Here is a 23618-nt window from a genome sequence, read left to right as displayed (position 1 = left end):
TCCCACGTGGCGCGACGACCCACCGTCTCCGGCGGCCGTCGCCCCATTACTGTGGGGCCAGCGCCCGGACGGGTGCCAGCGAGATTGCGAGAACTCGCAGTCCACACCGGGGAGGAGGGTCATGGGGCGGCCGGACGGGCACGCGAGCCACGCGGCGGACGCCGGTGCCTACTTCCGGTGGGTCCACGGGCTGGCCGTCGCCGGCGACCCCCGGCTCTCCTCGCTCGGCGGCCTCGCCTCGGCCTTCGAGTCCGGCATCGCCGACCTCTCCCGCTCGATCCGCCGCAGCGTCTGGCACATGACCTTCCGGCCCACGTGGTCCGAGGTGCGGATGGCGCGCCCGCTCGCGGAGGTGGCGCACCGGCGTGGCCTGGACGCGCGCTACGTCACGGACCGTCTCGCCTCCGCCCGGCTGCCGATGCTCTCGAGCCACCACCACCCGTACTTCCGCCACCACCCCGTGCACGCGCCGATGCTGGTCGTCGACAACCGCACGGTCTTCGTCGGCGCACCGACCGGCCACGAGCTGGCCGGCGAGGTGTGGACGAGCACCTCGCCCCAGGTCGTCGACGGCGCCGTCCGCGTGTTCGACGCCGTCTGGCGGGCGGCCGAGGACCCCCACCCGGACGAGGACCCCCCGTTCACCCGACGGATGGTCGACGTCGCCTTCCTCCTCACCGACGGCGCCAGCGACCGCGAGATCGCCAAGGACCTGGGGGTGTCCGAGCGCACCGTGTCGGCCGAGGTCGCCGAGGTGATCCGGCGGCTCGGGGCGCGCAACCGCTCGCACGCCATCGCCCTCATCGGCGACGCCGGCCCCTGATCCTGCGGCGGCCTCGGCGGCCACCCTAGGATGGGCCGAGTCGTCGGCAGGAGGGGGTTCTCGGTGCACGGGCCGGCCGTCCGCGCGTACCTCGACACGGTGCCGCCGCTCGTCGCCGGTGGAGCCCCCGACCTCACGCCGCTCGTCGAAGGAGCCGCGCTCGCGGAGGCCTTCCGCCGCCTCGAGGCAGGGACCCGGCAGAGCCTGTGGAACATGCAGAAGGACGTCCGGCCCTCGTTCAACCGCCGGATCCACGACCTCACCGAGTCCTCGCGCGCCCGGGGCGTCGACGAGCGGTTCATCCACGAGCGGAGTGGGGTCCTGCGCAACCCCCTCCTCACGAGCTTCGAGCCGACCGTGCGCCTCGCCCCGGTGTCCACGCAGATGCTCGTCGTGGACGGCCGCTACCTGGTCGTCCCCGGCGCCGCGGGCCGGCACACCTCGACGGCGTTCGGCACGGCCGACCCCGAGCTGGTCCGGCTCGGCCGCGAGGCGTTCGAGGAGGTGTGGGCGGCCTCCGTGAGCTGGCAGGAGGCCGGGCTGCTGCCCCCGCTGCCCGATCGTCGGTTCCAGGTGGCCGTCCTGCTGCTGGACGGGTTCTCCGACCGCGAGATCGCCGAGCGGGTCGAGGTCAGCCCCCGCACGGTGTCCGTCGAGGTCCGGGCCATCGTGGAGTGGCTCGGCGCGCGCAACCGCACGCACGCCATCGCGATGCTCGTCGGGGCCGGCTGATGGGCGAGGCCGTCGACACCTTCCTGGGTCTCGCGCGGCGACTCATCGCGGCAGAGGACCCCGCGCTCACCCCCCTCGTCGACCACGCCCAGGTCGCCTCGGTGCTCGAGGACCTCGAGGCCCGGACGCGGCACAGCGTGTGGAACATGCAGCGCGACCAACCACTCGCCACGTCGCTGGAGCCCGCACTCCGGGTGGGTGCCGTCCCGCTGTCACTGCTCGTGGCCGACGAGAGGTGGTTGGTCTTCAGCCCTCCGGTGAGCCGCCCCGCCCCCGAGTACGCCTGGTACACCGAGGACCCGACGCTCGTGGCGGCGGCGTCGGCCGCGTTCCTCGAGTGCTGGGAGGCCTCCCTCCCCTGGCAGGAGGCCGGACTCCGACCGCCTCTCCCCGAACGACGCCTGCAGGTCGCGCTCCTGCTCCTCGACGGCCACTCGGACCGGGAGATCGCCGAGGAGCTCGGCGTCAGCGCCCGCACGGTCTCCGCCGAGGTGCGCGCCATCGTCGACTGGCTCGGGGCGCGCAGCCGCAGCCACGCCGTCGCGATGCTCGTCGGCGCCGGCTGAGCCTCCCGTCGACGCTCGTCAGAACCCGAGGCGCTGCAGCTGCCTGGGGTCGCGCTGCCAGTCCTTGGCCACCTTGACGTGCAGGTCGAGGTGCACGCGCTGGCCGAGCAGGGCCTCGATGCCACGCCGCGCGTTCGTGCCGACCTCGCGCAGCCGCGAGCCGCCCCGCCCGATGACGATCGCCTTCTGGCTGTCGCGCTCGACGAAGACGTGGACGCGCACGTCGAGCAGCGGGTCGTCGTCCGGGCGGTCCTCGCGCGGCACCATCTCCTCGACGACGACGGCGAGGCTGTGCGGCAGCTCGTCGCGCACGCCCTCGAGTGCCGCCTCGCGGACCAGCTCGGCGACCATGACGGCCTCCGGCTCGTCGGTCAGCTGCCCGTCCGGGTACAGCGGCCCGGGCGACGGCGGCAGGTGCCCCATGAGCACCCCCGCGACGACGTCGACCTGGTCCCCACGGGTCGCCGAGCAGGGCACGATGTCGTCCCAGTCGCCGAGCCGGTCGACGGCGATGAGGTGCTCCGCGAGCCGCTGCCGGTCGACGGCGTCCGACTTCGTCGCGAGGGCGACGACGGGCACCTTCCGGCCCCGGCGCAGCTCCGCGAGCTCGTTGGCGATGAACTGGTCACCGGGACCGACCCGCTGGTCGGCCGGCAGGCAGAAGCCGATGACGTCGACCTCGAGCAGGGTCTCGCGGACGAGGTCGTTGAGCCGCTCCCCGAGCAGGGTGCGCGGCCGGTGCAGGCCCGGGGTGTCGACGAGGACGAGCTGGCCCGTGTCCGTCGTGACGATCCCGCGGATGGTGTGCCGCGTCGTCTGCGGCTTGCTCGAGGTGATCGCCACCTTCTGCCCGACGAGGGCGTTGGTCAGCGTCGACTTGCCGGCGTTCGGGCGGCCGACGAGGCTCGCGAACCCGGCGACGTACGGCTGGTCGGTCATCCGACACTCTCCTCGAGCTCTGCGTCGGCGGGGCGCTCGGGTGCGACCCGCTCGACGAGCACGGTGGCGACGCGGTGGCGGCGCCCGGACATCCGTTCCGCGGTGAGCCGCAGCCCGGCGACCTCGCAGGTGGACCCGAGGATGGGCACCATCCCGGTCGTCTTGCCGATGAGGCCGCCGACGGTGTCGACCTCGTCCTCCTCGAGGTCGACGTCGAACAGCTCGGCGAGGTCGTCGACGTGCATCGTCGCCGCGACCCGCGTGCGACCGTCCGGCAGCTCCTCGACCTCGGGGGCCTCGCGGTCGTACTCGTCGGTGATCTCCCCGACGATCTCCTCGAGGATGTCCTCGATGGTGACGATCCCGGCCGTGCCGCCGTACTCGTCGACGACGACGGCGAGGTGGGTCTGCTCGAGCTGCAGCTCGCGCATCAGCGCGTCGACCGGCTTGCTGTCGGGCACGAACCGGGCGGGGCGCATCAGCTCGGTCACCGGGAGCCCGTCCGCGGTGGGGTCGGCGTTGATCCGGCGGACGACGTCCTTGAGGTAGAGGATGCCGACGACGTCGTCGACGTCGTCGCCGATGACGGGGATGCGCGAGAACCCGGAGCGGATGAACAGCTTCATCGCCTGCCGGCAGACGCGGTCGTCGTCGATCGCCACCATGTCGGTCCGCGGCACCATCACCTCGCGGGTCCAGGTGTCGGAGAGCTCGAAGACGGAGTGGATCATCTCGCGCTCGCCGGCCTCGATGAGCCGGTTCTCGCGCGCGACGTCGACGAGGTCGCGCAGCTCGGACTCGCTCTCGAACGGCCCGTCGCGGAAGCCCTTTCCGGGGGTGACCGCGTTGGTCAGCGCGATGAGGAGGCGCGAGAACGGCCCGAGGACGCGACGCAGCCAGATGGCCACCGGCGCCGCCAGCAGCGCGACGCGGGTGCTGTGCTGGCGGCCCAGGGTGCCCGGCGAGACCCCGACGATGGCGAAGCTGATCAGCGCCATGACGCCGATGGCCACGAGGAAGGGCTGCCACGTGCCCTCGACGACGTCGACGGCGGCGAGCGTGACCATCACCGCCGCGGTCGACTCGGCGATGACCCGCAGGAAGGAGAGGACCGAGAGGTAGGCGGCGGTGTCGCCGACGACGCGCTCGAGGGCGACGGCGCCGGGGCGGCCCTCCTCGGCCAGCTCCTCGGCGCGCACCCGCGACATCCGCTGGAAGGCTGACTCCGCCATCGAGATGAGGAACGCGACGACGGTGGCGAGGACGGCCGCGACGACGAGCCGGGTCATGACGTCTCCCGGCTCAGGCGCCCGGGCGACCGCGGGTCGCGAGGAAGGTGAGCAGCAGCTGGCGCTGGAGCTCGAACATCTCCTTCTCCTCGTCCGGCTCCGCGTGGTCGAAGCCGAGCAGGTGGAGGATGCCGTGGGTGGTGAGGAGGAGCAGCTCCTCCTCGGTGGCGTGGCCGGCCTCGCGGGCCTGCTTCGCGGCGACCGTCGGGCAGAGGACGATGTCGCCGAGCACGCCCTCCTCCGGCGGCGCGCCGTCGCGCCCCGGGCGCAGCTCGTCCATCGGGAAGCTCATGACGTCGGTGGGACCGGGCAGGTCCATCCACTGCACGTGGAGGGTCTCCATCGCCGGCTCGTCGACGAGGCGGAGGCAGAGGTCGGCCTGCGGGTGCACGCGCATCTGCTCGAGGACGTACCGGGCGCAGGCGACCAGCTCGAGCTCGTCGACCTCGACCTCCGTCTCGTTGAGGACGTCGATGCTCACGAGCCCGGCCGGTCCTGGTGCTCGGTGCGGCGCGCCGGCGGGCGGACGGGGCCCCGGCGGGGCCCCTTCTGCTGGACCGCGTCCCAGCGGCCGTAGGCGTCGACGATGTCCCCGACGAGACGGTGCCGGACGACGTCGGTGGCAGTGAGCTCGGCGAAGTGGACGTCGTCGATGCCACCGAGGATGTCGCGCACGATGCGCAGCCCGCTCTGCGTGCCACCCGGCAGGTCGACCTGGGTGACGTCGCCGGTGACGACCATCTTCGAGCCGAAGCCGAGCCGGGTGAGGAACATCTTCATCTGCTCGGCCGAGGTGTTCTGCGCCTCGTCGAGAATGATGAACGCGTCGTTCAGGGTCCTCCCGCGCATGTAGGCCAGCGGCGCGACCTCGACCGTGCCGGAGGCCATGAGCCGCGGGATGGAGTCGGGGTCGACCATGTCGTGCAGCGCGTCGTAGAGCGGCCGCAGGTAGGGGTCGATCTTGTCGTTGAGCGTGCCGGGCAGGAAGCCGAGCCTCTCCCCCGCCTCGACCGCCGGCCGGGTGAGGATGATCCGGTTGACCTGCTTGGCCTGCAGCGCCGCGACCGCCTTGGCCATCGCGAGGTAGGTCTTCCCGGTGCCGGCCGGGCCGATGCCGAACACGATCGTGTTCTCGTCGATGGCGTCGACGTAGCGCTTCTGGTTGAGGGTCTTGGGCCGGATGGTGCGCCCGCGGTTGGAGACGATGTTCATCGTCAGCACGTCGGCGGGGCGCTCGACGGTCTGCGCCCGGAGCATCTGGATGGAGCGCTCGACGGCGTCGCGGTTGAGCGGCTGGCCGCCGTCGATGACGTCGAGCAGCTCGTCGAGGAGGCGCTCGACGAGGGCGACCTCGGCGCTCGGCCCGGCGATGTGGAACTCGTTGCCGCGCACGTGCAGCTCGACCTGCGGGAACTGGCGCTCCATCGTGCGCAGCAGCTCGTCGCGCGGGCCGAGGAGGGTGACCATCTGCACGTCGGCGGGGATCGTCACCGTGTGCTGCGGCACGTGCGGGTGGCTCTGGGTGGAGCCGGGCGTGGTCGCGGGCTCGTCGGTATGGGCGTCGCTCATCGTGGGCCCAGTCTACGGGCCGGGGGCCTGCCGGTTCACCCGGGAACCGGGCCGTTCGGAGCCCTGCTCAGCCGGGCGGCCAGGTGAGGTCGCGGCCGCCCACGACGTGGAGGTGGCAGTGGAAGACCGACTGCTGGGCGGCCGCACCCGTGTTGGCGACGAGCCGGAACCCCGCGAGCCCCTCGTCGGCGGCGACCCGCGCGGCCAGCCCGACCGCGTCGGCCAGCTCCTCCGGCGAGGCCAGCGCGAGCGACCCGACGTCCGGGACGTGCCGCCGGGGCACGACGAGGACGTGCGTGGGGGCCTGCGGCTGGAGGTCGCGGAAGGCCAGCGACGTCTCGGTCTCGGCGACGACGTCGGCGGGGACCTCCCCCACGACGATCCGGCAGAAGATGCAGTCCGCGCTCGTGTCCGTCATGCGACCGACCCTAGGGGCCCTCGCCCACCCGCGCACCGTTGCGCTCGCGCGCTGTCGGTGGCCCGCGGTGGGATGGGGTGCATCCGAGGACGGGAGAGGGTCGATGGCGGTGCGGTGGACGATGACCGTGGACTGCGCGGACGCGCGACGGGTGGCGGCCTTCTGGCGCGAGGCGCTCGGCTACGTCGAGGCGCCGCCGACGACCGGTTTCGCCACCTGGGAGGAGTGGTTCGGGGCCTTCGAGGTGCCCGAGGACGAGTGGGACGACGGCGCCTCCATCGTCGACCCCGAGGGCGTCGGTCCGCAGATCACCTTCCTGAAGGTCCCGGAGCCCAAGACGGCCAAGAACCGGCTGCACCTCGACCTCCAGGTCAGTGGCGGGCGGGCCCGACCGGCCGACGAGCGGCGGGCGGCCATCACGGCGACGGTCGAGCGGCTGCTCGCGGCCGGTGGGGCGGTCCTCGCCGAGCACGAGGCCGGGGGCCACCTCGACCACGTCGTCCTGGCCGACCCCGAGGGCAACGAGCTGTGCGTCGTCTGACCGCTCACACGTCGATGGCGAGCCGCACCGTGACGACGTCGCCGAGGGCGACGGCCTCGCGCCGCCGGACGGCGACCTTGAGCGGCAGCAGGTACCCGCCGTCCTTCGGGAAGAGCGAGGTCGTGAAGTCCCTGCGGCCGAGCCGGCCGGAGACCGGGATGCACCCCCACCCGTAGGTCGCCAGCCGCGCCACCTCGTGGACGCGCTCCGCCTCGGCCTCGGGCAGCGCGACGAAGTGGTGCGGTGCGGGACCGCGCCACTCGACGACCTCGCCGGAGAACTCGAGCTCCACGGCGCACACCCTAGGCGGCGGCGACGACACCGGCCGGCGTGTCAACCGACCTCCCCCGCCGCGCGTCTTGGGGGCGTGACAATGGCTGCCGTGGACCGGCGCAGCGACGCGGACCTCGCGATCGGCGAGCTGTACGCGGCGCACGCGCGCGGCCTGGTGCGCCTCGCCTGGCTGCTCCTCCACGACGAGCAGGAGGCCGAGGAGGTCGTCCAGGACGCCTTCGTGGCCGCCCACCGCCGGTGGTCGCGGCTGCGCGACGAGGCGGCGGGGGCCGCCTACGTCCGGCGCGCGGTGGTCAACGGGGCGCGCTCCGCGCTGCGCCGGCGCGGTGTGCGCGAGCGGTACGTCGCGGTCCTCGCGGCCGAGCGGGCGGCCGCCCCACCCGGGCCGGACGAGCAGGCCGTGGCCGCCGAGGAGCACGACGAGCTCGTCCGCGCGCTGACCCACCTGCCGCAGCGCCAGCGAGAGGTGCTCGTGCTGCGCTACTACCTCGACCTGCCGGAGGCCGAGATCGCCGAGGCGCTCGGCATCTCGCCCGGGTCGGTCAAGACGCACGCCCACCGCGGCCTCGCCGCGCTGCGGGCGGGACGGGAGCGGTGATGGACCCCATGTCGACCTCGCGCGAGGAGGAGCGGCTGCGCAGCGCGCTCCGGCACCGGGCCTCCCTCGTCGACCCCCCCGACCTTCTCGAGGACGTCCTCGAGGCCGCCGGGCACCGGCCGCGCCGCTGGGTGCCGCTGCTCGCCGCCGCGGCCGTCGCCGCCGTCGTCGGCGGCGCGTGGCTGGCCCACCTGCCGCACTCCGACGAGGCGCCGGTCCCCGCCGGACCGACCGCCTCCGCCACCCCGACCTCCCCCGCCCCCACGGCGACGACCTCGCCGACGACGAGCCCCTCCCCCAGCGCCACCACCACGTCGGCGCCGGCCACCGCCCTCGCGGCCCTCCCGGTCTACCTCGTCGCCCCGAACGACCCCGCGCTGCGGCGGTACCGCCTCTACCGCGAGTGGCTCAACGCGCCCGGCGTGACGCGTGACGCCACGCCGACCGCCCGCGCCGAGGCGGCGGTCGCCCTCGCCCTCGCCGGCCAGGCGCCGCACGCCGACGGCTACGTGCGGTCGTGGGGCGGAGTCCGGCTGGTGGCCGTGGCCCTCGCACCGTCGGGGATCACGGTCACGCTCAGCGGTGCCGGACCGACCGGGTTCAGTGCGGACGTGGAGCGGGTCAGCGTCCAGCAGCTCGTCTGGACCGTCCAGGCCGCTGCGGGGTCGAGCGCACCGGTGCGTTTCGTGCTCGCCGACGGCGCCACCGAGCTCTTCCCCGGGCTCCCGACGAGCCGCACCTACGACCGACCCGCGGCCCGTACCGACTACGGCGCCGACCTCGCGTCCCTCTGGGTGACCTCCCCGACGCGGGCGCAGGTGCTGCCGGCCGGTCCCGTGACCGCGCGCGGCGAGGCCTCCGCGTTCGAGGCGACCTTCCGCTGGGAGCTGCTGCGCGACGGTGCCGTCCTGCGCTCGGGCTCGGTGATGGCGAGCATCGGCGCGCCGGACCGCGGGACGTGGTCGCTGTCGCTCGGCCGTCTCGGCGCGGGCTCGTACGTCCTCCACCTCGTGGAGGACAGCATGGCCGACGGCACGACCGTCGTGGCCGAGACGAGCCAGCCCTTCACGGTCCGCTGAGCGGAGCCGTCAGCGCCAGCGCGACGCCGCGCTGAGCACCGCGAGGGCGGCCGGGCCGGCGCTCGAGGCGCGCAGCACGGTGGGCCCGAGCCGCACGCTGCGCGCGCCCGCCGCCTCGAGCGCCGCGACCTCCTCGGGCGCGATGCCGCCCTCCGGTCCGACGACGACGAGCACGTCCCCGGACTCCGGCAGCCGGACGGCCGCCAGCGGCGCGTCGGCGTCCTCGTGGAGGACGAGCACGAGGGCGCCGCCGCGGGCCCGCGCCACGAGGTCGGGCGTCGTCGCCGTCGGGGCGAGCACCGGCCGACGGGTGCGGCGCGACTGCTTGGTCGCGGCCACGAGGACGGCGTCCCACTTGCCGCGTGCCTTCTCGCCGCGCTCTCCCCGCCACTGGACGATGCTGCGGGCCGCCTGCCACGGCACGACCTCGTCGACCCCGCACTCGGTCGCCGCCTCGACCGCCTGGTCGTCGCGGTCGCCCTTGGCGAGCGCCTGGACGAGGACGAACCGCGGAGACGGCTCGGGCTCGTGCCGCACGGTGTCCACGCGCAGGTCGAGGACGTCGCGACCGACCTCGACCACCTCGCCCTCGACCGAGCGGCCGAGCCCGTCGGCGAGGACGAGCCGCTCCCCGACCCGGGTGCGGCGCACCGCGACCGCGTGCCGGCCCTCGGCGCCGTCCAGGCGCACGAGCGCCCCCGGCCGGGTGCCGGCCAGCGAGCCCTCGGGCACGAGGTGGACGGGCAGGGTCATCGTGCCGGGAGGTCAGCGGGCCTTGAAGGCGTCGCGGAGCTTGCCGAACAGGCCACCCTCCGCCGGATTGGCCACCCGCCCCTGCGGGCGCTCCTCGCCGCGGGCCACCGCGAGCCGGCGGAGCAGCTCCTCCTGCTCGTCGTCGAGCCGGGTCGGCGTCTGCACGGCGGTGTGCACGACGACGTCGCCGCGCCCGCCACCGCGCAGGTGGGTGACGCCGAGGCCGCGCAGCGTGATGGTGTCGCCGGACTGCGTACCGCGGCGCACGTCGAGCTCCTGCGGCCCGTCGAAGGTGTCGAGCGAGAGGGAGGCGCCGAGCGCGGCCGCCGTCATCGGCAGCTCGATGCTGGCGTGGAGGTCGTCGCCACGGCGCTGGAAGACCGGGTGCCGGCGCACGGCCACCTCGACGTAGAGGTCACCGGCCGGGCCTGCGCCCGGGCCGACCTCGCCCTCACCGGCCAGCTGGATGCGGGTGCCGGTGTCGACGCCCGCCGGGACCTTGAGGGTGAGGGTGCGGCGGGTCCGGACCCGGCCGTCGCCGCTGCACTCGTAGCAGGGGTCGGTGATGATCTGGCCGAAGCCCTGGCAGGTCATGCACGGACGGGTGGTCATCACCTGGCCGAGGAAGCTGCGCTGCACCTGACGGATCTCGCCGCGGCCCTCGCAGACGTCGCAGGTGCGCGCGCCGGTCCCGGGCTGGCGGCCGTCGCCGTGGCAGGTCGAGCAGGCCACCGCGGTGTCGATGGTCAGCTCCTTCTCGCCACCGAACACGGCGTCCCCGAGGTCGATGTCGAGCCGAACCAGCGCGTCCTGGCCGCGGGTGGTCCGCGAGCGCGGGCCGGCGGCGGCGCCCGGCCCGGCCCCGCCGAAGAACGCGTCCATGATGTCGCTGAAGGAGAAGCCCTGCCCGAAGCTCGCCGCGCCGTTCGAGTACGGGTCGGCCCCCATGTCGTACTGCCGGCGCTTGTCGGCGTCGGAGAGCACGTCGTAGGCCTGCGAGACCTTCTTGAACTGCTCCTCGGCCTCCGGCCCCGGGTTGACGTCCGGGTGCAGCCGGCGGGCGGCCCGCCGGTAGGCGCGCTTGATGTCCTCGGGGCTCGCGTCGCGGGCGACGCCGAGGTCGGCGTAGTAGTCGTTCACGGGTGGGGGGTCCTCCGTGGTCGTGGGTGGCGGGTCGCTCGCGTCAGTCCGCGAGGATCCGGGAGACGTACGTGGCGACGGCGCGCACCGCGGCCATCGTCGACGGGTAGTCCATGCGGGTCGGGCCGACGACCCCGAGGCCGGCGACGAGGTCGGCGCCGGAGCCGTAGCCGGTCGTCACCATCGAGGTGGACTGCAGCCCGGCGTAGGGGTTCTCGTGCCCGATGCGCACCGCGAGGGTGCCGCCCTGCTCGGCGACGGTGCCGAGCAGCTTGAGGAGGACGACGTGCTCCTCCAGCGACTCGAGCACCGGGCCGATGCTCGAGGTGAAGTCCGCGCCGGCCCGTGCGAGGTTGGCCGTGCCGGCGAGGACGACCCGCTCCTCCCGCTCCTCGACGAGGGAGTCCTGGAGCGAGGAGACGACGGCGCGCACGACGTCGCGGTCCTCCGGGTCGAACCGCTCGGGCACCGAGGACAGCTCGGCGCCGGCGTCGGCGAGCGTGCGCCCGGTGGTCGCCGTGTTCAGCTCGGTGCGCAGGGCCGCGAGGGTGCGCTCACCGTCGTCGGTGCCCAGGTCGGCACCGACGTCGATGACCCGCTGCTCGACCCGCCCGGTCGTCGTGATGAGGACGACGAGCAGCCGCGAGCCGCCGATCGGCACCAGCTCGACGTGCCGGACCGAGGAGCGCGACAGCGACGGGTACTGGACGACGGCGACCTGGCGGGTCAGCGACGCGAGGAGGCGCACCGTGCGGTCGACGACGTCGTCGAGGTCGACGGCGCCCTCGAGGAAGTGCGCGATGGCCCGCTGCTCGGCGCCGGTCATCGGCTTGATCTGGGAGAGCCGGTCGACGAACAGCCGGTAGCCGGCGTCGGTCGGCACCCGCCCGGCGCTCGTGTGCGGGGCCGCGATGAGCCCCTCCTCCTCGAGCGCGGCCATGTCGTTGCGGACGGTCGCGGCCGAGACCCCGAGGTGGTGGCGCTCGAGCAGCGCCTTGGAGCCGACCGGCTCGGACGTGTGGACGTAGTCCTGGACGATGGCGCGCAGCACGCGCAGCCGCCGGTCCTCGCTCATCGGGTGCACCTCCGCTGCGCTCGTCGGATCGGGCGGGCGGCGGGGTTGGCACTCTCGCCGTCCGAGTGCCAATCCTACGTCGACTCCGGGCGCGGCGCGAAAGCCGGGAGCACGGACCGCGTGCCGCTCCCCGCCCGCGATGCCTCCCCCGGCTAGCCTCGCCGCCGTGGTGGACAGGTACGGCTCCGACGTGCTCTCCGGCGACTGGCGGCGTCCCGCGCGCGGCCGGTCGGTCGAGCTGCCCGCCGAGCCCGGCACGGTCGTCGAGGACGTCGAGACCGGCTGGTGCGGGGCGGTCGTCCGCGTCGAGAAGGCCGGTGGCCTCCACGTCGTGCACCTCGAGGACCGGCGCGGCCGGGTCAAGGGCTTCCGGCTCGGCCCGGGCTTCCTCGTCGACGGCTCGCCGGTCACCCTCGTCCCGCCGCGGGACGCGGAGTCGCGCCGGCTGGAGACCGCCCGGGCGGCCGGGTCGCGGACGGCGAGCGGGTCGGTGGCGGTCCGCGGGCAGCGCGCCCGGGTCGCCGCGGGCTCGCGGATCTTCGTCGAGGGCAAGCACGACGCCGAGCTCGTCGAGAAGGTGTGGGGTGACGACCTGCGGGTCGAGGGCGTCGTCGTCGAGATGCTCGACGGCGTCGACGACCTCGCCGGGGCCATCCGTGACTTCGCGCCCGGCCCCGGGCGACGGATGGGCGTGCTCGTCGACCACCTCGTCCCCGGCACCAAGGAGTGGCGGGTCGTCGAGGAGGCGCGAGCCCTGCGCCCGTGGTCCGAGCACGTGCTCGTCGTCGGGCACCCCTATGTCGACGTGTGGCAGTCCGTGCGCCCCGGGCGGCTCGGGATGGACGCCTGGCCGGTGGTCCCGCGGGGCACCTCGTGGAAGCACGGCATCGCCGCCCACCTCGGCTGGCCGCACGAGACCCAGGCCGACATGGCGCGGGCGTGGCGGCGCATCCTCGCGTCGGTGGGTTCGTGGACCGACCTCGAGCCCGAGCTGCTCGGACGGGTCGAGGAGCTCATCGACTTCGTGACCGCCCCGGCCTAGCGACTTCCGCCGACCTCGCGCGCCGCGGCGACGGCGACCGCGAGCCAGTCCCGCAGGACGGCCTCGTCCGCCAGGACCTCGAGGGAGACCTCGACCCAGCCCCGGCTCGCGCGGCCGGCCATCCGCATCGGCTCGGCCCCCGGCCGGGCGACGAGCTCGGGGAAGCGGTCCGGACCGGTGCGCACGAGCAGCCCCCGCGGGCTGAGCGAACAGGCGAGCGCGCCCTCGACCATGAAGCCGACGCCGCCGAACATCCGCTTCTCCTCGGCGGGCGGGAGCACCGCACGCACCCGGTCGACGAGCTCCATGGGGCCCAGTCTGGCCGCGCGCGGCCGGCTCGCCTAGGGGTCGGCCCTGAACCGACCCCGAAGCCGTCCCCGACATGCCCCCGGAACCCCGTGCGTCCGCCCCGCGTCGGGTGTTCGATGGGACCAGACCCACTCCAAGGAGGAGAGATGAGCGAGAACACCCCTCGCGACGACGCCCCGCAGGGCACCCCCGAGCCCCCGCCCGCCCCCGAGGCCCCGGCCGTGTCCGAGCAGGCCCCGCCACCGCCGCCGGGCGCCCAGTACGCGGCTCCCGAGCAGCAGTACGCGGCACCGCAGTACCAGCAGTCGCAGTACCAGCAGCCCCAGTACCAGCAGCCCTACCCCGCCCCGGCCGCGCCGACCCCGATCTCCCCGCAGGAGGAGAAGCAGTGGGCGATGCTCAGCCACGTCATCGGCGCGGTGGCGATGGTCGTCACCTCCGGCGTGCTCGGCTTCGTCGGCAGCCTGATCATCTACCTGCTGTACAAGGACCGCGGGCCGTTCGTCCGGGCGCACTCGGCGAACTCGCTGAACATCCAGATCACGACCGCCATCGGCGTCGTCATCTCGTTCGTGCTCATGCTCGTGCTCGTCGGCTTCGTGACGATCTTCGTCGTCGGCATCTGGGCGCTGGTCATGCACATCATCGGTGCGGTCAAGGCCAACAACGGCGAGTGGTGGGACCCGCCGCTGGTCCCGAAGTTCGTCCGCTGACCCGACGCGTGCGCCGGCTGCCGGTCCGTCAGGACCCGAGCAGCCGGCGCACGACCGTGTCGGCGAGCAGGCGGCCCCGCAGGGTGAGCACGGCCCGACGGTCGCGGACCGCCGCCGCACCCTCGAGCAGGCCGTCGGCGACCAACCCGGCGACGGCCGTGCGGCCCACGTCGTCGAGACGCGCGAGGTCCAGCCCCTCGCGCAGCCGCACCCCGAGGAGCACCTCCTCGTCCCGGCGCTGCTCGGCCGTCAGCACCTCCCGGCCGGCCGCCGGGGACTCCCCCGCCGCGAGCCGCGCCGCGTACACCCGCGGGTGCTTGACGTTCCACCAGCGCACCCCGCCGACGTGCCCGTGGGCGCCGGGCCCGACGCCCCACCACGCGTCGCCGCGCCAGTACCCCTCGTTGTGGCGGCAGCGGTCGGCCGGGGTCCGGGCCCAGTTGCTCACCTCGTACCAGTCGTAGCCGGCCGCCGCGAGGAGCGCGTCCGCGAGCTCGTACTTGTCGGCCTCGTCGTCGCCGGTCGGCGCGGGCAGCTCGCCGCGGGCGACCTGCCGCGCCATCCGGGTGCCCTCCTCGACGACGAGCGCGTAGGCCGAGACGTGGTCGGGCTCGAGGGCGAGCGCGGTCTCCAGGCTCGTGCGCCAGTCGTCGAGGGACTCCCCCGGCGTGCCGTAGATGAGGTCCAGGCTCGTCGCGAGGCCGGCGTCCCGGGCCGCCGCCACCGCCAGCCCGACGCGTGCCGGGTCGTGGGTGCGGTCGAGGGTGGCGAGCACGTGCGGGACCGCGCTCTGCATCCCGATGCTCACCCGGGTGAAGCCGCCGGCCGCGAGCTCGGCGAGCCCGGCGGGGGTCACCGAGTCGGGGTTGGCCTCGGTGGTCACCTCGGCGTCGTCGGCGAGTCCGAAGCGCTCGCGGACGCCGTCGAGCATCCGCACGAGGTCCGCCGGTGGGAGCAGCGTCGGGGTGCCACCGCCGACGAAGACCGTGGCGACCGGGGGCGCGGCGTCGCCGACGACCCGCGCCGCGAGGTCGAGCTCGGCCAGGGCGGTGTCCGCGAAGTCGGCCGTCGAGGCGCCCGGGCCGAGCTCGGTCAGCGTGTACGTGTTGAAGTCGCAGTACCCGCACCGCACCGAGCAGAACGGCACGTGGAGGTAGACGCCGAGCCGGCCCTCGGCGAGCCGGCCCTCGGCGAGCCGGTCCAGGGCGCCGGGCGGCAGCTCGCCGGAGGGCGGCGCGGGGTCGCCGTCGGGCAGTCGGGGCACCCCACCAGTCTCGCCGACGTCGTCCACCGGCCGCTCCCCCGCCCCCGGCCGGTCATCGGTCGCCTCCTACGATGACCGGATGCCGGAGCGCTGGATCGACCTCGACGGGCTCGCCAACATGCGCGACCTCGGCGGCCTGCCGACCCGTGACGGCGGCCGTGTCGTGCCGCGCCGGCTCATCCGCTCGGACAACCTCCAGGACCTCACCGAGGCCGACGTCGACCGCCTCGTCCGCGACCTCGGCGTCACCGACGTCGTCGACCTGCGCACCGAGACCGAGCTGCACCTCGAGGGCGACGGGCCGCTGCGCCGGGTCGAGAGCCTCACCCACCACCACCACTCGTTGCTGCCGCCGCGCCCGGCGGAGTCGGCCGACGACGTGGCCGCCCGGGCCCTCGCCCTGCCGCCCCCGGACCGTGTCGTCCGCGACGCCGACTTCTGGTCGACCCACTACCTCGGCTACCTCGCCAAGCGACCCGACTCCGTGTCCGCGGCGCTGCGGGCCGTGGCCGACGCGCGTGGCGCCGCGGTCGTGCACTGCGCCGCGGGCAAGGACCGCACCGGCACGGTCGTCGCGATGGCCCTCGACGTCGCCGGCGTCCCGCGCGAGGAGATCGTCGCCGACTACGTGCTGTCCGCCGAGCGCATCGAGCAGATCATCGAGCGCATCGCGCGCACCGACTCCCAGGGCCCGGCGCTCCGGGGCCAGGCGGTCGCCGACCAGACGCCGCGGGCGGAGACGATGACGACCATCCTCGAGGCCGTCGACGACGGCTGGGGTGGCGCGCCGGGCTGGCTGGGCGACCACGGCTGGAGCGCCGACGACGTCGAGCGCCTGCGGCTGCGGCTCACCCGTCCTTGACGGATGGCGTTCAGCGAGAGGGTCGTTCGCTCACGTAGATGGTGATCGTGCCCTCGACGACCACCGTGCCGTCGGTGCGCACGGCGCGCACCGACACGGGCACGTCCCCCGCGGCGCCGACCGCCCAGTCGGCCGAGGTCGTGTCGGCGGTGCACAGCAGGTCGGTGGTCGACTTCGCGAGGTAGCGGACCTCCATGCCCTTGGGGATCCACCGGTGGGTCGGCGGCGTCGTCGCCTCGGCGAGCAGGCCCATCGCCGCCTCGAGCCCGTTGCACACGGCGATGGCGTGCACCGTGCCGAGGTGGTTCTGCACGCCCCACCGCTTCGCGACGGTCAGGGCGGCGTGGTGCGGCCCCATCTCGCGCACCCGCGGGCGCACGGTGCGGAAGTACGGCGCCCTGAGGGCGAAGAGCGCCGAGAAGGCCTCCTTGCCGAGGGGGCGGGCGGCGAGACGGCGGTAGAGCGCAGCGGTGTCGGGCACGCCCCGGATGTTACCCGCCGGTAGCGACCGGCGCCGGTTAGCGTGAGGCAGGTGACCTCCCCGCTCCCCGGGCAGCCCGGGTTCGTCGTCCCCGCCCCGCAGGACCGGCCGCGGTTCGAGCGTCGCGCCGTCCGCGTCCTGCTCCAGGACGAGGACGAGCGGCTGCTGCTCATCCTCGACTCCGACCTCGGCCTCGACCCGGTCGCCCACTGGTGGTCGACCCCGGGCGGCGGCGTGGACCCGGGCGAGGCGGACGTGGAGGCGGCCGTCCGCGAGCTCGCCGAGGAGACCGGCCTCGTCGTCGCGGCGGGCGACGTCGACGGACCGCTGCTCGAGCGGATGGTCCTGCACGGCTTCAGCGACAAGGTCGTCGACCAGACCGAGGTGTTCTTCCGGGTACGGGTCCCCGCGTTCGAGGTCGACACCACCGGGCACACCGAGGAGGAGCGGCTCACCGTGGCCGACATCCGCTGGTGGGGCCTCGACGCCCTCGAGGCCACCGGCGACGAGGTGTGGCCGGCCGACCTGCGGGCCCTCGTCGAGCTGGCCGACGACCCCAGCCGGTGGGCCGACGCGCCGGTGCGGGCGCCCGGGGTCGACGAGTCGAGCCTGCCGGTCGACCCCCTCATCTGAGGGGGTACGCGGCCGCGCATCTGCGGGTACCGGTCCGACGGCCACCGACCGACGATGGACGTGACCCGTCGCCCGACGGGCGCCGACCGACCCCACGAGGCCGCGATGCCCGAGGTCCGCCTGTGCGGCACGACGACCGTGGTCACCCCCACGGGCGGGCTGACCGGCGATGCCCTCGGCGGCCCCCGGGCGCGCCGGCTGCTCGGCCGCCTGGCGCTCGTCGACGGCGCGCCGGTGCGCGAGCACGACCTCGTCGCCGACCTCGGGCCGATGGAGCGTCTCCGCGCCGACGCCGCCGCCCTCGCCGAGGCCCTCGACGAACCGGGTCTCGTCGTCGCCGACGAGTCGGGCTGGCGGCTGGCACCGGGCTGGGCCGTCGTCGACCACGTGGTCGCCCGGCGGCTGCTGGACCGGGCGGCCCGCACCGGACCGAGCACGACGCTCGCCCTCACCCTGCGGGCGCTGCGCTCGTTCGGCGGTGCGCTGCTCGCCAGCGAGGGGCAGGCGCCCTGGGCGGTCCGCGCCCGCGAGGCGCACGAGGCGGCCCTGCGCGACGCGCTCGTGCGCGCCGCCGCCGCGGCCACCGCCCTGCACGACCACGAGCTGGCGAACGACCTCCTCGCCCGCGTGCCGGGTGCGGGCGCGGTGGTCGCCGCCGCCCATCCCGCGCGCCCCGGGACGGGTGGCTCCGGCGGGGGCGACGGCGGGCTGCGGCTCCGCTCCACGATTCCCCTGACGCCGGCCGCACCCTCCCGCACACTGGTCCCGTGGCGGACGAGCAGGGTGCGCAGCGGTCGGACGTGGTCCGCGTGGTCGTCGTCGACGACCACCGCACCTTCACCGACCTCCTCGCCCGCGCGATAGACGCCGAGCCGGACCTCGTGTGCGTCGGGGCCGCGCACACCGTCGAGGACGGCCTCGCGCTCGTCGAGGCCGAGCGACCGGACGCGGTCGTCATGGACGTCAAGATCGGCAACGGGGACGGCCTGCACGCGACCGCCTCGCTCACCGCGCGGCTCCCGCAGGTGCGGGTGGTCGTCCTCACCGCGTTCGCCACCGAACCGCTGCTGCAGCGCGCCGTGGACGCCGGCGCCCGCGCCCTGCTCCCCAAGGACGGCTCGCTGGAGGACCTCCTCGGCGCGCTGCGCAGCGAGCAGGACGGGGACGGGTTCCACGTGCACCCCTCGCTGCTGCGCCGGCTGCTCGACGGGCGGCGCGACCGCTCAGCCGCGGTGTCGCTCACCGCGCGCGAGCGGCAGGTCCTCCAGCTGCTCGCCGAGGGGACGGACACGGCCGGCATCGCCCGGCGGCTGGGCATCTCCCGGCACACCTGTCGCGGCTACGTGTCCACCATCCTCGGCAAGCTCGGCGCGCACTCGCAGCTGGAGGCCGTCGCGCTGGCGACCCGCCGGGGCCTGCTCGATGGCCGCGACTGACCCGCCACCCCCGGTCCGCACCGGCGTGGTCGGCACGGCGGTCCGGCGCTTCGTCGCGCTGAGCGCGGTGGCGCTCGTCGTCCTCGGCGTCGGCGCGGTCGTGGTCACCTCGCGGATCGCCGAGGAGTCCGCGCTGCACGAGGCACGGCTGCGCGGCTCGACCATCGCCAACGCCGTCGCGGCCCCGCTCGTCGACTCGGCGGTCCGGGCCGGGGACCCCGACGCCCTCGGCCACGTCGACGAGGTCCTGCGGGCGCGGATGGCCGACGCGTCCCTCGCCCACGTCAAGCTGTGGACGAGCGACGAACGGGTGCTGTGGAGCGACGAGGAGGGCATCACCGGGCGGCACTTCGACCTCGGCCCCGACGAGCTCGCCCTGTTCGGCACCCGCGACGTCGTGGCCGACCTGTCCGACCTCGAGAAGGAGGAGAACGTCCAGGAGCGGCCCGAGGGCGAGCTCCTCGAGGTGTACGCCGGCACCTTCGACGCCGATGGGGCGCCCCTCGTCGTCGAGGCCTACCTCTCGACCGCGGAGATGCGCTCGAACCAGTGGGGCATCCTCGGCCAGCTGCTCCCGGTGACCCTGGGCGTCCTCCTGCTCTACATGCTCGTCATGGTGCCGCTCGCCGTCGGGCTGGCTCGACGGGTCGAGCGCGGCGAGCAGCACCGCGCCCGGCTGCTGCGCCACTCCCTGCGCGCCACGGACCGCGAGCGGCTGCGCATCGCCCGGGACCTCCACGACGGCGTCGTCCAGGACCTGGCCGGGCTGCGCTACGCGATGCCGGTCGTCGCCGCGCACCTGCCCGACACCCCCGAGGCCGCCCCGGCCCGGGCCACGGTCGGCGAGGCGAGCACCATCCTCGCGCGCGACGTCGAGGCCCTGCGGTCGCTGCTCGTCGACATCCACCCCCCGACGCTGTCCGGGCGGGGACTGCACGACGCGGCCGAGGACCTCGCCGAGCGGGCCCGGAGGGCCGGCACGGCGGTGACGGTGGAGGTCCCGACGGACGCGACGTGGAGCACCGACGTCGCCCGGGTCGCCTACCGGGTCCTCCAGGAGGGGCTGCGCAACGTGCTGGCCCACGCCGAGGCACCGACGGCCCGGGTGGCCGTCCGGCACGAGGACGACACCGTGCACGTCACGGTCGAGGACGACGGCCGCGGGATGGTCGAGGGGCGACCGGCCGAGGAGGGCCACGTCGGGCTCACACTCCTGCGCGACCACCTCGCCGACCTCGGGGGCCACCTCGAGGTCGGCGACCGCGACGGGGGCGGGACCCGGCTGTCGGCCCGCATCCCGGCCACCTGGCCCACCGACGTCGTCCCCGGTGAGTCCTAGGCGCGGCGCGAGCGGGCGGCGACGGCGCGGAACCGCCCGAGCACCAGCACGACCAGGCCGAGCAGCGTGAGCACGCCGCAGCCGGCGAAGACACCGGCGTAGCCGAGGGCGCTTGTGCCGCCGACCGCGATGACCGGCCCGGCGACGATGGCGCCGACCCGGGTGGTGTTCATGAAGAGCGAGCTGGCCAGGCCCGGGCGGCCGAGGACGTCCTGGAAGAGCGTGAGCCCCACGCCGGACATCGTCGCGATGAACACCGCGTTCGGCAGCTGCCCGACGACGAGCACCACCGGCGAGGCGGCGAGAGTGACCAGCGCGTAGTAGAGCAGGCCGGCGAGGCAGCCGACCGCCACCACGCGACGCGGGCCGAACCGGGTCGTCACCCGACCGAGGACGACGAGGATCGGGATCTCGAGAGCCGCGCAGGTGCCGAGCGCCACACCGCTCCACTCGAGGTCGAGCCCGAGCTCACCGGTGACGAGCAGGGGCAGCGCCGAGACGGCGGCCTGCAGCGCGGCGCCGAGCGCGACGAACGTCGCGAGGAGGACGAGGACGTCCGGGCGGCGCAGCGCCACCGCCATCCGGTCCCCGGCCGGTGGGGTCCGGCGCGCGTGCGGCGAGGTTGCGTGCGCGTGCATCATCACCCGGGTCAGGCCCAGCCCGAGCACGCCGAGCCCCGCGACCACCCAGAGCACCGACCGGTGCCCGAGGACGCCCATGAGGAACGCCGCGAACGGCGGCCCACCGACCCACGCGAACGAGAACACCGCCCGGGTGCGCATGATCTGCCGCACCCCTGCCCCGGTGTACCGCTGGTGGGCGAAGATCAGCCCGATGGCGATGCCGGCCGGGCCGCCGAGCGCGACGAGCGCGAGCACCGCCATCGGCAGGGTCGTGGCGAGGGCCAGCGCGGTCGTCAGGGCGATCGTGAAGCCGCCGCACCAGAGCAGCGGCCGCAGGTAGTCGCCCGAGCGGTCGGCCCGGGTCGGCACGACGAGCGTGGACACGAAGCCGCTGACGTTGTAGGCGGCGAGCGCGAACCCGACCTCGGTCGCCGACGCCCCGTAGAGCGAGACGAGGATGATGCCGATCGCCGGGTTGAGGAAGGCGAACTGGGTCCCCCACAGGAGGGCCGCGGTGGGGACGAGCAGGGCGCGACGGTGGCCGGCGAGGAAGCCCGACCCGGCGGTCGCGGTCACTTCTTCGTGGCCTGCGCGCCCGCTCCGTCGGAGGTCAGCGCCGCGATGAAGGCCTCGGGCGGCACCTCGACCGACCCGATGTTCTTCATCCGCTTCTTGCCGGCCTTCTGCTTCTCGAGCAGCTTGCGCTTGCGGCTGATGTCGCCGCCGTAGCACTTGGCGAGGACGTCCTTGCGGATGGCGCGGATGTTCTCGCGGGCGATGACCCGGGCACCGACGGCCGCCTGGATCGGCACCTCGAACTGCTGGCGCGGGATGAGCTCCTTGAGCTTGCCGGCCATCATCAGGCCGTACCCGTACGCCTTGTCCTTGTGGACGATCGCCGAGAACGCGTCGACGGTCTCGCCCTGGAGGAGGATGTCGACCTTGACGAGGTCGGCCACCTGGTCGCCGTCGGGCTCGTAGTCGAGGCTCGCGTAGCCGCGGGTGCGCGACTTCAGCTGGTCGAAGAAGTCGAAGACGACCTCGGCGAGCGGCAGCGTGTAACGCATCTCGACGCGGTCCTCCGACAAATAGTCCATCCCCAGGAGCGTGCCGCGCTTGCCCTGGCAGAGCTCCATGATCGCGCCGATGAACTCGCTCGGCGCGAGGATCGTGGTGCGCACCTTGGGCTCGCGGACCTCGGCGATCTTGCCGCCGGGGAACTCGCTGGGGTTGGTCACGGTGACCCGCGTGCCGTCGTCCATCGTCACGTCGTAGACGACGTTGGGCTGGGTCGAGATGAGCTCGAGGTCGAACTCGCGCTCGAGCCGCTCGCGGACGATCTCGAGGTGCAGCAGGCCGAGGAAGCCGCAGCGGAAGCCGAAGCCGAGCGCGACCGAGGTCTCCGGCTCGTAGACGAGCGCGGCGTCGTTGAGCTTGAGCTTGTCGAGGGCGTCGCGCAGGTCCGGGTAGTCGGAGCCGTCGAGCGGGAAGAGGCCGGAGAACACCATCGGCTTGGGGTCGCGGTAGCCGCCGAGCGCGTCGGTCGCCGGCTTGGCCGCGTTGGTCACCGTGTCGCCGACCTTGGACTGGCGCACGTCCTTCACGCCGGTGATGAGGTAGCCGACCTCGCCGACGCCGAGTCCCTTGCCGGGCAACGGTTCCGGGCTGATGACGCCGATCTCGAGCAGCTCGTGGTGCGCCTTGGTCGACATCATGACGATGCGCTCGCGCGGGTTGAGGTTGCCGTCGACGACCCGGACGTAGGTGACGACGCCGCGGTAGGTGTCGTAGACCGAGTCGAAGATCATGGCGCGCGCCGGGGCGTCGGCGTCGCCGGTCGGGTGCGGGACCTGGGCGACGATGGCGTCGAGCAGCGGCTCGACACCGACGCCGGTCTTGCCGGAGACCTGGAAGCAGTCCTCGGGCTCGCAGCCGATGAGCCCGGCGAGCTCCTCGGCGTACTTCTCCGGCTGGGCGGCCGGCAGGTCGATCTTGTTGAGCACCGGGATGATCGTGAGGTCGTTCTCCATCGCGAGGTAGAGGTTCGCGAGGGTCTGGGCCTCGATGCCCTGGGCCGCATCGACGAGGAGGACCGCGCCCTCGCACGCCGCGAGGCTGCGGGAGACCTCGTAGGTGAAGTCGACGTGGCCCGGGGTGTCGATCATGTTGAGCACGTGGCTCGCGCCGTCGACCTCCCACGGCATCCGGACGGCCTGGGACTTGATCGTGATGCCGCGCTCGCGCTCGATGTCCATCCGGTCGAGGTACTGCGCGCGCATCGCGCGGTCGTCGACCACCCCGGTGATCTGGAGTATCCGGTCGGCGAGGGTCGACTTGCCGTGGTCGATGTGGGCGATGATGCAGAAGTTGCGGATCGCCTCCGGCGGCGTCGCGTGCGGCTGCAGCACGGTGCGGGCGCGGGGTGACACGGGTGCGCGGTTCCTTGCGGTCGGTGGTGGTCAGGGCACTGCGGACCAGTCTCCCACGCCGGCGGCGCTCCCCCGAACCCGATCGGCCGGTGCCGGGCCGGCGCTCAGGCCGCGTCGCCCCCGCGCAGGATGGACGACATCTTCTTGCCCCGCGCCACCTCGTCGACGAGGAGGTCGATCCACCGGATCTTCTGCATCAGCGGGTCCTCGATCTCCTGGACCTTGTAGCCGCAGATCGTGCCTTTGATGAGCGCGGCGTTCGGCGTCATCGCCGGGGCGTCGGCGAAGAAGGTCTCGAGGTCGACCTCGTCGGCGACCGCGCGCTCGAGCCCTGCCTCGTCGTAGCCGGTGAGCCAGCCGATGACCGTGTCGACCTCGCCCCTGGTGTGACCCTTGCGCTCGGCCTTCGCGACGTAGTGCGGGTAGATGCTCGCGAAGGGCGTGGCGAAGATGCGGTGGCCGGGCACGTCGCCAGCGTAGGTGGCGGGACGGACCGGTCGCCAGGGTCGGGCGCGCAGTGGCCGCGTGTCCTCCGGCAGCCCCTCGCCTCGCCTCGCCGCCGTGCCGTCGCTGCGCCGCCGTGCCCTCGCCTCGCCGCCGTGCCACACCACCCCGGCGCGCCGGTGACACCCCGGCAATCCCAGCTCACCTCATCCACGCCCTGCCGCCCC

The 23618-nt window shown here is 74.4% G+C and carries 28 protein-coding genes; 13 read left to right on the top strand and 15 right to left on the bottom strand.

Translation table 11 applies throughout. From position 1 onward, the window contains the following. Positions 1-121 precede the first annotated feature (121 nt). The 3 genes from PKA89_RS17935 (at position 122) to PKA89_RS17925 (ending at position 2121) form a co-directional block, all read left to right on the top strand. Positions 122-823, top strand: coding sequence for a LuxR C-terminal-related transcriptional regulator (locus PKA89_RS17935; protein ID WP_324421839.1), 702 nt, complete (start codon positions 122-124; stop codon positions 821-823). 63 nt (positions 824-886) lie between these two features. Next, on the top strand, positions 887-1555 hold the full coding sequence (locus PKA89_RS17930) for a helix-turn-helix transcriptional regulator (protein WP_324421837.1): 669 nt from the start codon (positions 887-889) through the stop codon (positions 1553-1555). After that, a complete protein-coding gene (locus tag PKA89_RS17925) occupies positions 1555-2121 on the top strand; it encodes a helix-turn-helix transcriptional regulator (RefSeq protein WP_324421836.1) in 567 nt (188 codons plus the stop codon). The genes PKA89_RS17930 and PKA89_RS17925 overlap by 1 nt, the downstream gene beginning before the upstream one ends. An 18-nt stretch (positions 2122-2139) precedes the next feature. On the opposite strand, the gene era is transcribed toward PKA89_RS17925, so the two are convergent. The 5 genes from era to PKA89_RS17900 form a co-directional block, all read right to left on the bottom strand. Beyond that, on the bottom strand, positions 2140-3060 hold the full coding sequence (era, locus tag PKA89_RS17920) for a GTPase Era (protein WP_324421834.1): 921 nt from the start codon (positions 3058-3060) through the stop codon (positions 2140-2142). Then, the gene (locus tag PKA89_RS17915) at positions 3057-4349 is read right to left on the bottom strand and encodes a hemolysin family protein (protein ID WP_324421832.1); all 1293 of its coding nucleotides are present in this window, start codon (positions 4347-4349) and stop codon (positions 3057-3059) included. The genes era and PKA89_RS17915 overlap by 4 nt, the downstream gene beginning before the upstream one ends. Positions 4350-4362: 13 nt before the next feature. Next, positions 4363-4830 (bottom strand): rRNA maturation RNase YbeY, encoded by a 468-nt coding sequence (gene ybeY / locus PKA89_RS17910; protein ID WP_324421830.1) that lies wholly within the window; start codon positions 4828-4830, stop codon positions 4363-4365. Next, entirely contained in the window at positions 4827-5918 is a 1092-nt protein-coding gene (locus tag PKA89_RS17905; protein ID WP_324421828.1) for a PhoH family protein, read from the bottom strand. Before PKA89_RS17905 ends, ybeY begins: the two co-directional genes overlap by 4 nt. Positions 5919-5985: 67 nt before the next feature. Further along, a complete protein-coding gene (locus PKA89_RS17900; RefSeq protein WP_324421826.1) occupies positions 5986-6336 on the bottom strand; it encodes a histidine triad nucleotide-binding protein in 351 nt (116 codons plus the stop codon). A gap of 103 nt (positions 6337-6439) precedes the next feature. Here PKA89_RS17900 and PKA89_RS17895 point away from each other — a divergent pair, with 103 nt between their 5' ends. Further along, the gene (locus PKA89_RS17895) at positions 6440-6877 is read left to right on the top strand and encodes a VOC family protein (RefSeq protein WP_324421823.1); all 438 of its coding nucleotides are present in this window, start codon (positions 6440-6442) and stop codon (positions 6875-6877) included. A gap of 4 nt (positions 6878-6881) precedes the next feature. On the opposite strand, the gene PKA89_RS17890 is transcribed toward PKA89_RS17895, so the two are convergent. Continuing rightward, positions 6882-7169 (bottom strand): DUF1905 domain-containing protein, encoded by a 288-nt coding sequence (locus PKA89_RS17890; protein ID WP_324421821.1) that lies wholly within the window; start codon positions 7167-7169, stop codon positions 6882-6884. Between the two features lie 90 nt (positions 7170-7259). Here PKA89_RS17890 and PKA89_RS17885 point away from each other — a divergent pair, with 90 nt between their 5' ends. Beyond that, positions 7260-7769, top strand: a complete 510-nt coding sequence (locus PKA89_RS17885) for a SigE family RNA polymerase sigma factor (RefSeq protein WP_324421819.1) — start codon at positions 7260-7262, stop codon at positions 7767-7769. Next, entirely contained in the window at positions 7769-8848 is a 1080-nt protein-coding gene (locus PKA89_RS17880) for a Gmad2 immunoglobulin-like domain-containing protein (protein WP_324421817.1), read from the top strand. Before PKA89_RS17885 ends, PKA89_RS17880 begins: the two co-directional genes overlap by 1 nt. Positions 8849-8857: 9 nt before the next feature. Here PKA89_RS17880 and PKA89_RS17875 read toward each other — a convergent pair whose 3' ends face one another. Genes PKA89_RS17875 through hrcA form a run of 3 tightly spaced genes read right to left on the bottom strand, consistent with a single transcriptional unit; the run spans position 8858 to position 11816 of the window. Continuing rightward, complete coding sequence (locus tag PKA89_RS17875) at positions 8858-9601, bottom strand: 16S rRNA (uracil(1498)-N(3))-methyltransferase (protein WP_324421815.1); 744 nt, start codon at positions 9599-9601, stop codon at positions 8858-8860. 12 nt (positions 9602-9613) lie between these two features. Further along, on the bottom strand, positions 9614-10741 hold the full coding sequence (gene dnaJ, locus PKA89_RS17870) for a molecular chaperone DnaJ (RefSeq protein ID WP_324421813.1): 1128 nt from the start codon (positions 10739-10741) through the stop codon (positions 9614-9616). Between the two features lie 43 nt (positions 10742-10784). After that, a complete protein-coding gene (gene hrcA, locus PKA89_RS17865) occupies positions 10785-11816 on the bottom strand; it encodes a heat-inducible transcriptional repressor HrcA (protein WP_324421811.1) in 1032 nt (343 codons plus the stop codon). A gap of 166 nt (positions 11817-11982) precedes the next feature. Between hrcA and PKA89_RS17860 the strand changes: the two genes are divergently transcribed. Then, on the top strand, positions 11983-12858 hold the full coding sequence (locus PKA89_RS17860; protein ID WP_324421809.1) for a DUF3097 domain-containing protein: 876 nt from the start codon (positions 11983-11985) through the stop codon (positions 12856-12858). On the opposite strand, the gene PKA89_RS17855 is transcribed toward PKA89_RS17860, so the two are convergent. Then, complete coding sequence (locus tag PKA89_RS17855; RefSeq protein WP_324421807.1) at positions 12855-13166, bottom strand: TfoX/Sxy family protein; 312 nt, start codon at positions 13164-13166, stop codon at positions 12855-12857. The genes PKA89_RS17860 and PKA89_RS17855 overlap by 4 nt on opposite strands. Before the next feature lie 147 nt (positions 13167-13313). Here PKA89_RS17855 and PKA89_RS17850 point away from each other — a divergent pair, with 147 nt between their 5' ends. Next, on the top strand, positions 13314-13880 hold the full coding sequence (locus PKA89_RS17850) for a DUF4870 domain-containing protein (RefSeq protein WP_324421805.1): 567 nt from the start codon (positions 13314-13316) through the stop codon (positions 13878-13880). A gap of 28 nt (positions 13881-13908) precedes the next feature. On the opposite strand, the gene hemW is transcribed toward PKA89_RS17850, so the two are convergent. Then, positions 13909-15144 carry a radical SAM family heme chaperone HemW gene (hemW, locus tag PKA89_RS17845; RefSeq protein WP_324421803.1) on the bottom strand — a complete coding sequence of 412 codons (1236 nt, stop codon included), beginning with the start codon at positions 15142-15144 and terminating at the stop codon, positions 13909-13911. A gap of 79 nt (positions 15145-15223) precedes the next feature. Between hemW and PKA89_RS17840 the strand changes: the two genes are divergently transcribed. After that, positions 15224-16006 carry a tyrosine-protein phosphatase gene (locus PKA89_RS17840; RefSeq protein ID WP_324421801.1) on the top strand — a complete coding sequence of 261 codons (783 nt, stop codon included), beginning with the start codon at positions 15224-15226 and terminating at the stop codon, positions 16004-16006. Between the two features lie 10 nt (positions 16007-16016). Here PKA89_RS17840 and PKA89_RS17835 read toward each other — a convergent pair whose 3' ends face one another. Next, positions 16017-16487: a hotdog fold domain-containing protein gene (locus tag PKA89_RS17835; protein ID WP_324421799.1), complete on the bottom strand. Its 471-nt coding sequence runs from the start codon at positions 16485-16487 to the stop codon at positions 16017-16019. A 51-nt stretch (positions 16488-16538) separates the two neighbouring features. On the opposite strand from PKA89_RS17835, the gene PKA89_RS17830 reads away from it, so the two are divergent. From PKA89_RS17830 to PKA89_RS17815, 4 genes are all read left to right on the top strand, one after another. Continuing rightward, positions 16539-17120, top strand: a complete 582-nt coding sequence (locus PKA89_RS17830) for an NUDIX domain-containing protein (RefSeq protein ID WP_324421797.1) — start codon at positions 16539-16541, stop codon at positions 17118-17120. Positions 17121-17225: 105 nt separating this feature from the next. Beyond that, on the top strand, positions 17226-17984 hold the full coding sequence (locus tag PKA89_RS17825) for a hypothetical protein (RefSeq protein ID WP_324421795.1): 759 nt from the start codon (positions 17226-17228) through the stop codon (positions 17982-17984). After that, the gene (locus tag PKA89_RS17820; protein ID WP_324421793.1) at positions 17930-18556 is read left to right on the top strand and encodes a response regulator transcription factor; all 627 of its coding nucleotides are present in this window, start codon (positions 17930-17932) and stop codon (positions 18554-18556) included. The genes PKA89_RS17825 and PKA89_RS17820 overlap by 55 nt, the downstream gene beginning before the upstream one ends. Next, positions 18543-19895: an ATP-binding protein gene (locus PKA89_RS17815; protein WP_324421791.1), complete on the top strand. Its 1353-nt coding sequence runs from the start codon at positions 18543-18545 to the stop codon at positions 19893-19895. Before PKA89_RS17820 ends, PKA89_RS17815 begins: the two co-directional genes overlap by 14 nt. Here the strand turns inward: PKA89_RS17815 and PKA89_RS17810 are convergent. From PKA89_RS17810 to PKA89_RS17800, 3 genes are all read right to left on the bottom strand, one after another. Further along, on the bottom strand, positions 19892-21094 hold the full coding sequence (locus tag PKA89_RS17810) for an MFS transporter (RefSeq protein ID WP_324421788.1): 1203 nt from the start codon (positions 21092-21094) through the stop codon (positions 19892-19894). The two genes, PKA89_RS17815 and PKA89_RS17810, sit on opposite strands and share 4 nt — an antisense overlap. Beyond that, on the bottom strand, positions 21091-22947 hold the full coding sequence (lepA, locus tag PKA89_RS17805; RefSeq protein ID WP_324421786.1) for a translation elongation factor 4: 1857 nt from the start codon (positions 22945-22947) through the stop codon (positions 21091-21093). Before lepA ends, PKA89_RS17810 begins: the two co-directional genes overlap by 4 nt. 104 nt (positions 22948-23051) lie before the next feature. After that, positions 23052-23414, bottom strand: a complete 363-nt coding sequence (locus tag PKA89_RS17800) for a DUF2200 domain-containing protein (RefSeq protein ID WP_324421784.1) — start codon at positions 23412-23414, stop codon at positions 23052-23054. Positions 23415-23618: the final 204 nt, after the last annotated feature.

Origin of the sequence: Phycicoccus sp. (assembly GCF_035325325.1) — a bacterium.
In the GTDB taxonomy this organism is placed as follows: domain Bacteria; phylum Actinomycetota; class Actinomycetes; order Actinomycetales; family Dermatophilaceae; genus Phycicoccus.
This window is presented reverse-complemented; position numbering and strand designations above follow the sequence as displayed.

What these genes read in the sequence shown, in the direction of transcription:
- PKA89_RS17895 (WP_324421823.1), top strand. Translation starts at nt 6,440, where the DNA reads ATGGCGGTGCGGTGGACGATGACCGTGGACTGCGCGGACGCGCGACGG.
- PKA89_RS17880 (WP_324421817.1), top strand. Translation starts at nt 7,769, where the DNA reads ATGGACCCCATGTCGACCTCGCGCGAGGAGGAGCGGCTGCGCAGCGCG.
- PKA89_RS17875 (WP_324421815.1), bottom strand. Translation starts at nt 9,601, where the DNA reads ATGACCCTGCCCGTCCACCTCGTGCCCGAGGGCTCGCTGGCCGGCACC.
- PKA89_RS17925 (WP_324421836.1), top strand. Translation starts at nt 1,555, where the DNA reads ATGGGCGAGGCCGTCGACACCTTCCTGGGTCTCGCGCGGCGACTCATC.
- PKA89_RS17915 (WP_324421832.1), bottom strand. Translation starts at nt 4,349, where the DNA reads ATGACCCGGCTCGTCGTCGCGGCCGTCCTCGCCACCGTCGTCGCGTTC.
- era (WP_324421834.1), bottom strand. Translation starts at nt 3,060, where the DNA reads ATGACCGACCAGCCGTACGTCGCCGGGTTCGCGAGCCTCGTCGGCCGC.
- PKA89_RS17840 (WP_324421801.1), top strand. Translation starts at nt 15,224, where the DNA reads ATGCCGGAGCGCTGGATCGACCTCGACGGGCTCGCCAACATGCGCGAC.
- PKA89_RS17815 (WP_324421791.1), top strand. Translation starts at nt 18,543, where the DNA reads ATGGCCGCGACTGACCCGCCACCCCCGGTCCGCACCGGCGTGGTCGGC.
- hrcA (WP_324421811.1), bottom strand. Translation starts at nt 11,816, where the DNA reads ATGAGCGAGGACCGGCGGCTGCGCGTGCTGCGCGCCATCGTCCAGGAC.
- PKA89_RS17935 (WP_324421839.1), top strand. Translation starts at nt 122, where the DNA reads ATGGGGCGGCCGGACGGGCACGCGAGCCACGCGGCGGACGCCGGTGCC.
- PKA89_RS17905 (WP_324421828.1), bottom strand. Translation starts at nt 5,918, where the DNA reads ATGAGCGACGCCCATACCGACGAGCCCGCGACCACGCCCGGCTCCACC.
- PKA89_RS17855 (WP_324421807.1), bottom strand. Translation starts at nt 13,166, where the DNA reads ATGGAGCTCGTCGACCGGGTGCGTGCGGTGCTCCCGCCCGCCGAGGAG.
- PKA89_RS17900 (WP_324421826.1), bottom strand. Translation starts at nt 6,336, where the DNA reads ATGACGGACACGAGCGCGGACTGCATCTTCTGCCGGATCGTCGTGGGG.
- PKA89_RS17850 (WP_324421805.1), top strand. Translation starts at nt 13,314, where the DNA reads ATGAGCGAGAACACCCCTCGCGACGACGCCCCGCAGGGCACCCCCGAG.
- PKA89_RS17825 (WP_324421795.1), top strand. Translation starts at nt 17,226, where the DNA reads ATGCCCGAGGTCCGCCTGTGCGGCACGACGACCGTGGTCACCCCCACG.